The sequence below is a fragment of the Microbacterium sp. NPDC008134 genome (assembly GCF_042957055.1).
GTDB lineage: Bacteria > Actinomycetota > Actinomycetes > Actinomycetales > Microbacteriaceae > Microbacterium.
Genome location: NZ_JBIBHO010000002.1, coordinates 580,757 through 586,782 on the forward strand (window position 1 = coordinate 580,757; position 6,026 = coordinate 586,782).

Annotated in this window: 6 protein-coding genes; 4 read left to right on the top strand and 2 right to left on the bottom strand. The window is 69.0% G+C overall.

Annotation, left to right across the window (positions count from 1 at the left end):
* Positions 1 to 58 precede the first annotated feature (58 nt).
* A complete protein-coding gene (locus ACFY9N_RS13530) occupies positions 59 to 643 on the bottom strand; it encodes a DUF1349 domain-containing protein (RefSeq protein WP_391479227.1) in 585 nt (194 codons plus the stop codon).
* Between the two features lie 60 nt (positions 644 to 703).
* On the opposite strand from ACFY9N_RS13530, the gene ACFY9N_RS13535 reads away from it, so the two are divergent.
* The 4 genes from ACFY9N_RS13535 to ACFY9N_RS13550 are packed head-to-tail and all read left to right on the top strand — an operon-like array spanning position 704 to position 4,343.
* Positions 704 to 1,348, top strand: coding sequence for a SatD family protein (locus tag ACFY9N_RS13535; RefSeq protein ID WP_391479228.1), 645 nt, complete (start codon positions 704 to 706; stop codon positions 1,346 to 1,348).
* Complete coding sequence (locus ACFY9N_RS13540) at positions 1,345 to 2,136, top strand: hypothetical protein (protein ID WP_391479230.1); 792 nt, start codon at positions 1,345 to 1,347, stop codon at positions 2,134 to 2,136. Before ACFY9N_RS13535 ends, ACFY9N_RS13540 begins: the two co-directional genes overlap by 4 nt.
* A complete protein-coding gene (gene tyrS, locus ACFY9N_RS13545) occupies positions 2,133 to 3,467 on the top strand; it encodes a tyrosine--tRNA ligase (protein WP_391479231.1) in 1,335 nt (444 codons plus the stop codon). The genes ACFY9N_RS13540 and tyrS overlap by 4 nt, the downstream gene beginning before the upstream one ends.
* 45 nt (positions 3,468 to 3,512) lie before the next feature.
* Positions 3,513 to 4,343, top strand: coding sequence for a DUF4184 family protein (locus ACFY9N_RS13550; RefSeq protein WP_391479232.1), 831 nt, complete (start codon positions 3,513 to 3,515; stop codon positions 4,341 to 4,343).
* Here ACFY9N_RS13550 and ACFY9N_RS13555 read toward each other — a convergent pair.
* Positions 4,292 to 5,596 carry a CoA transferase gene (locus ACFY9N_RS13555; RefSeq protein WP_391479234.1) on the bottom strand — a complete coding sequence of 435 codons (1,305 nt, stop codon included), beginning with the start codon at positions 5,594 to 5,596 and terminating at the stop codon, positions 4,292 to 4,294. The two genes, ACFY9N_RS13550 and ACFY9N_RS13555, sit on opposite strands and share 52 nt — an antisense overlap.
* Between the last annotated feature and the right edge of the window lie 430 nt (positions 5,597 to 6,026).

Genomic DNA, 6,026 nt, shown 5'->3' on the forward strand with positions numbered 1-6,026 from the left:
CGGGCCCCGGGTTTTCGGGGCCCGACGCTCTGGGGGCCGGCGCTCACCGGTCCGGCGCTCAGTGCAGGTCGGTGTCGGCAGGTGTGCGCGTCCAACGCGTGAACCGCACGGTGAGTCCGCTGCGCGTCGGTCCGGCCAGGAACGGCCCGGCGGATGCCGTGGCGTCGCCGTCGAACGGAGCGACCCGCACGAGTCGCCAGGGGCCGTCGGCCGCGCGGGCACGCACGATCACGGCATCCGCCCATCTGCTCACGCGCACGGTGATCTCGGCATCGATCCAGTCGTCGACGTAGCCGACCGACCAGTCCGAGCGGACGGCGGTGACGACGGCACCGAGGCCGAGGTGCCCGTCGGCGAACTCGACGCCGGCTTTCGTCCAGTGCTCGTCATCGATACGGACGAAGATGCCGGCCTGATCGAACTCCCCGGCCCACGGTGCCAGGAAGGAGACTTCCATGGCTTCGCCGACGGCGAGCGGGGCGAGGAGCGCATGCTCGGTGTCGTGCACGAATCCGTAGGCGGTGTGCCGCCAGGCGTCGCTCCCTTCGACGGCGGTGGCGACGAGTTCTCGTCCGCTCTCGGTCGAGTGGGGAGGATGGGTCCAGCTCCCCGCGCTCCATGGGATGGTCTGCGAATCAGGCATATCTCGAGAATATAACCCTCAACGGCATAACTCAACAATATGCATGATATGGTTATGCGCATGGTCATCGCCGTGATCGCCGACATCATCGGCTCCCGTGCGCTGAGCGACCGCGGGGCCGCCCAGCGTCGACTCGACGACGCGATCGCCCGCGTCGAGCGCGATCGTCCCCTCGCGCTGCAACCGCTCACGCCGACGGTGGGCGACGAGCAGCAGGCCGTCTACGCCCGGCTCGACGATGCGATGACAGCGCTCCTGATGATCCACCTCGCGCTTCCCGACGGCATCGGGCTTCGATTCGGTCTCGGTGTGGGGGAGATCCGCCGCGTGGACTCCGCCCACGGAGCGCTGCCCGACGGGCCGGGATGGTGGGCCGCGCGCGAGGCGATCGACATCGCCCACGAGCGCGAGAAACGGGCCGTCCCGCGTTCGCGCACATGGATTGTCGGTGCCCCAGGTCAGAATGAGGTCATGGAGTCGACGATCGCGGTAGCGAACGCCTACCTCCTCGTCCGCGACGAGCTGGTGGGAACGATGAGCGAGCGGGAGCGACGACTGACCTACGGTCGCGTCGTGGGTCGCTCCCAGCAGGAGCTCGCCGAGATCGAGGGCGTGTCCCAGCCCAGTGTTTCGAAGTCGCTGCGTCGGGCCGGAGCCCACGCACTCATCGAGGGCCTGTCGACGCTGCGGGGAGGAAGCGCATGATCCTCGCAGGGTTCCTCCTCCTCGCGGTCGGGGCCGTCGATCTCGTCCGGCAGTTCGCCGCGCGACGATGGATCGGCTACCTGGTGGTCGCGGTGCTGCTGCTCGTGCTCGGCAGCGTCGGCGATGCGTTGCTCCCGATGCTGGCTGCGCTCGTCGTCGGCTGCCTCTGGGTGTGGAGCATGCCCGATCGCCGGCCGTCGCCCGCCGGCTTCTGGCCGGCCGTCCTGCTCGCGATCATCAGCGTCGGCGCCGTGGTGATGCTCCCCGAACGTGCGGATGCCGGCCTCATCGGTGAGGTCTGGCACCTCGATTCTCCGCTCGGCCCGATCTCCTTCGATCTCGCCGTTCTCGTGGTCGGTGCAGCGGCCTTCCTCCTCGAGTCCGGCAACCTGGTGGTGCGGGCGGCGCTCGACGGCGAACACACGTGGCGCCCGGTCGAGCGCGGTCGACTCGCTCCGACGGAGACGGAGACGGAGACGGACGCGGAGAAGGCAGACGACGAGGCATCCGCCGCCGAACCGACGGCCGCAACGGATCGACGCAGTGCCTTCCAGGGCGGTCGGTTGATCGGTCCGCTCGAACGCATCCTGGTGCTCATGCTGACGCTCGCCGCGGCGTACCCCCTGCTGGCGGCGATGCTCGCGGCCAAGGGCATCGTGCGATTCCCCGAGATCTCGCGCGGCCGCGAGACCGGCGCACGCGCGGAGTACTTCCTCGTCGGCAGCCTCGTCAGTTGGGTGATCGCCCTCGGCGCGGCGTTCCTCGTCTGGTGGTCGGCGAACGGATGAGGCGCGCGGCGGCTGATAGCCTGGAAAGCGTGTCTGATCCCGCTCTGACGACTGCGACGCCGGCGATCGACCCCACGTTCGAGAACGTGTGGGACGAACTCGTGTGGCGTGGCCTCGTCCATGTGTCCACCGACCAGGAGGCGCTGCGCGCCCTGCTCGCGGGAGACCCCATCACGTATTACTGCGGGTTCGACCCGACGGCGCCCAGCCTCCACCTGGGTAACCTCGTGCAGTTGTTGACGCTGCGCCGTATCCAGCTCGCCGGCCACAAGCCGCTGGGACTCGTCGGCGGGTCGACGGGCCTGATCGGCGATCCGCGCCCGACGGCCGAACGCACGCTGAACACGCGTGAGACGGTGGCCGAGTGGGTCGATCGGCTGCGGGCGCAGGTCGAGCGCTACCTCAGCTTCGAAGGCGACAACGCGGCTCGCATCGTCAACAACCTCGACTGGACCGCGTCGTTGTCAGCGATCGATTTCCTGCGCGAGGTCGGCAAGCACTTCCGTGTGGGCACGATGCTCAAGAAGGATGCCGTCGCCACGCGCCTCAACTCCGACGAGGGCATCAGCTACACCGAGTTCAGCTACCAGATCCTGCAGGGCATGGACTTCCTCGAGCTCTACCGTCAGTACGACTGCGTGCTGCAGACCGGCGGCTCCGACCAGTGGGGCAACCTCACCAGCGGCACGGACCTCATCCGACGGGCCGAGGGGGTGGCGGCCCACGCGATCGGGACGCCGCTGATCACGAACAGTGACGGCACGAAGTTCGGCAAGAGCGAGGGCAACGCGATCTGGCTCGATGCCGAGATGTGCAGCCCGTACCGCATGTACCAGTTCTGGCTGAGCACTGCGGATGCCGACGTGATCGAGCGCCTCAAGGTCTTCACGTTCCTCTCCCGTGCCGAGATCGAGGAGTACGCGGCTCTCGTCGAGTCCGAGCCGTTCCGTCGTGCGGCGCAGAAGCGGCTCGCGCTCGAGGTGTGCGCCACGGTGCACGGCGTCGAGGCGACGGCGGCGGTGATCGCGGCATCCGAGGCTCTGTTCGGCCAGGGGGATCTGACTGCGCTCGACGCGGCCACGCTGCGGACCGCGCTCGACGAGCTCCCGAACGCGACCGTCGCGCGGGCGACGCCCGTGGTCGAGGCCCTCGTCTCGACCGGTCTGGTGTCGAGCCTGTCCGAGGCCCGACGCGCGATCGCCCAGGGCGGTATCTCGATCGACGGCGCGCGCGTCGAGAACGAGGACGACACGGTGCGCGGTTCTCTCCCCGGCGGTGTCTCCGTGCTCCGTCGTGGCAAGAAGACGCTGGCCGGCGTCTTCATCGCCTGACGAGTCCGAACCTTCGCGCCTCCGCGCGGACCACAAGGAGGACGGATGCCGTTCACGCCCAGTCATGCGCTGGTCGCTCTGCCGTTCATCCGCACCCCGCTCGTGCCGGCGGCGATCGCGATCGGGGCGATGACCCCGGATCTTCCACTGTTCCTCCGCGGTGTCGGGCTGAACTACTCGTTCACCCACACCGCGGGGAACGTGGTCTGGACCGGACTTCTGGCGTTCGCGCTCTTCCTGGTGTGGCGCATCGTGCTGCGCCCGGCCGTGCCGGAGCTGGTTCCGGCGGGGGTCGCGCGGCGGCTTCCCGAGGACTGGGATCGCTCGGCGATGTCGGCGGCGGGGGAGGCCGTGGGAGTCGGCCAGCGTCGGAGCTATCCGGTGCTGCTGGCCGTGTCGCTGCTCCTCGGTGTGATCTCGCACATCGTCTGGGATCTCTTCACGCACGAAGGACGCACCGGTGTGCAACTGTTCCCGGTGCTGGACGAGATGTGGGGTCCGCTCCCGGGATTCAAGTGGCTGCAGCACGGATCGAGCGTGATCGGACTCGTGATCATCGCGGCGTGGGCGCTGCTCTGGTTGCGGGGTCGGTCCCCGCGCGACGATGTCGATCGTCGAGTGCCGCGCGGGGTGCGCGTCGCCTGGTGGGTGTCGCTCCCCGCCATCCTGGTCGTCGCCTGGGTCGTGGGCGTCCTGGTCTGGGGTCCGCTGGACGCGGAGTTCACCGTGCAGCACCTCGCCTACCGGGTGCTTCCGCCGGCCTGCGCGATCTGGGGAGCGATCACGCTCGTGCTGTGCATCGTGATCTCCGTGGGCCGCTCACGTCACCAGCGCGGGCGATCCCGTCCCCAGGGGCGCGGTGCGGCGAAGTCGTAGCCGGGAATCGCGGCGCCGACCGTCACGATGTCCCGTCCGCCGACGGTGAAACCGGTCGTGTGGCGTGAGCTGTCGATCGCGCGCTCGGCAGGGAGCGCATCGCGTCGCGGCATCCCGAGCAGTTCGGCGGCGATCCGGCGCAGGGACGTGGTGACCCGCCAACTCCCGCCCTCGGTTCTCCGTCGACGGATCGCGACGGAGACGGCAGCGGCCAACAGGTAGCCGGCGCTGTGGTCGAGGGCCTGCGCCGGGAGTGCCCCGGGCATGGTCCCGTCCGGCGACTCGATCCAGGAGATTCCGGACTCGGCCTGCACCAGGCTGTCGAACCCGGCACGATCCGGATGGTCAGTACCCCAGGCACTGAGCTGGGCGACGACGAGATGCGGATGCCGGCGGGCGAGGGAGTCCGGATCGAGCCCGAGGCGGCGGAGAGCGGCGGGCCGGTAGCCGAGCACGACGGCATGGGCGGAGGACAGCAGCTCCTCCATTCTCGGCGACCGGGCATCGAGGATGGTCGACCGCTTCCCGTGACCGGTGTCGAGGTGCTGCCACTCGGCCTCGGCCAGGCCGGGAGGATCGATGCGCAGGACGTCGGCACCGAGGAGCGCGAGGGTCCGGGTACAGACGGGACCCGCGATCACCCGGGTCAGATCGAGCACGCGCACACCCGCGAGGGGAAGCCCGGTGTTCGCGGGGGTGGGAGGACCGGCGAGGTCGGGGCGTTCTCGGTCGCGCGTCATCGTCACCAGCGGTCGCGAGCGGAGCGCGTGGTCGTGGGCAGGGCTCTCGCGCGAGACGGCGACGGCGAGCCCGCCGCTCCCAGTGATGGCGCGGACGGCATCCGACGTCGTCATCCGGGTGAACGCGTCGGCGACGTCCTCGGAACCGGCGGCCTCCGTGAGCTCGAGGCCACGCCGGAGGGCGGCTGCGTGATGCGGGTAGTTCCCATGAGTGCGCACCCACCCGTCGGACGCGGGCCAGAATCCCGAGAACGGCGACCATACCGGGGGAGCGGCCCCGTCGATCATGAGGAATCGATCGCTCCGATATGCCAGGGCGATGCGTTCCGGGTCGAGCGCAGGGAGGTCGCCACCCATGACCGCAGTGATCGCCGCGACGCTCGAGCGCGCGAGCTCGCCGGTTGCGAGCCGGGAGGGGAGCGGGACATCGATCGGCGAATCGGCGGGTTCCACACTCGCGGAGGGAGCCGTTCGCAGATCGTCGAGGACGCGTGCGAGCAGTGACGAGGGCATGCGCCGAGCGTAGTCCTCGGGCGGCGGAGCCCGGAAACCCTCGCTGATCGGGGCGAAGGGCTCCCGAAGCGCTCCGCGACACGCCCGAGTGGTGCGCCCCGATTTGCCAGAACCCCGGAATCCACGTAACTTATTACTTGTTCGCCCCACAGGGAAGCGGAGAAAGCCAAGAGCTTCACCCCCCTCAAGCGGAGAACCACTCCCGATCCACTCTCACTTGAGAGAACGGACGCTTGCGTCTAGGATGGGAAACTCACCTCTTCTACAGCCTGTCCGGCTGTGCGGTGGATCATTGATCTGCTCGACACGCCGACTTGACAAGCCGGACGAGATGGGTAAGATAGAGAAGTTGCCCTTCGGGCCTGGTTGTGATGACTGGGTCGTGGGAGCATCCGATCCTTGAGAACTCAACAGCGTGCACTTGTCAAAT

What these genes read in the sequence shown, in the direction of transcription:
- ACFY9N_RS13530 (WP_391479227.1), bottom strand. Translation starts at nt 643, where the DNA reads ATGCCTGATTCGCAGACCATCCCATGGAGCGCGGGGAGCTGGACCCAT.
- ACFY9N_RS13535 (WP_391479228.1), top strand. Translation starts at nt 704, where the DNA reads ATGGTCATCGCCGTGATCGCCGACATCATCGGCTCCCGTGCGCTGAGC.
- ACFY9N_RS13540 (WP_391479230.1), top strand. Translation starts at nt 1,345, where the DNA reads ATGATCCTCGCAGGGTTCCTCCTCCTCGCGGTCGGGGCCGTCGATCTC.
- tyrS (WP_391479231.1), top strand. Translation starts at nt 2,133, where the DNA reads ATGAGGCGCGCGGCGGCTGATAGCCTGGAAAGCGTGTCTGATCCCGCT.
- ACFY9N_RS13550 (WP_391479232.1), top strand. Translation starts at nt 3,513, where the DNA reads ATGCCGTTCACGCCCAGTCATGCGCTGGTCGCTCTGCCGTTCATCCGC.
- ACFY9N_RS13555 (WP_391479234.1), bottom strand. Translation starts at nt 5,596, where the DNA reads ATGCCCTCGTCACTGCTCGCACGCGTCCTCGACGATCTGCGAACGGCT.